We start from the raw sequence: 292 nt of genomic DNA on the forward strand, positions 1-292 counted from the left end.
GGGTCAGTTGGTCGCCGGTGTCGAGTCGCTGACCCTCCGCGAGGCCACCGGCGCGCTCACCGCGACCGACGCCGGCAGGCCCGACGGCCTCTTCCAGATCGACTGGACGCCGATGCCCGTACCGGCCGCCCCGTCGGAAGGACCCACGTACGCTGCCCACCTCTCCGACGAACTGCCCGGCGACGAGGTCGAACCCGGCGCAGACGTCCTGATCCGGGTGAAGCGGCCGGCCGGTGACGAGGTGGACGCGGCCCACGAGGTCACCCGCACGGTGCTCACCCATGTGCAGACC

Annotated in this window: 1 protein-coding gene; it reads left to right on the top strand. The window is 72.6% G+C overall.

Annotated elements, in window-relative coordinates; genetic code table 11:
• The coding region (locus AC5WRT_RS39190) for a hypothetical protein (RefSeq protein ID WP_496101128.1) at positions 1-292 on the top strand (292 nt) is incomplete at both ends.

Source organism: Streptomyces sp. NTD91, from assembly GCF_059510455.1.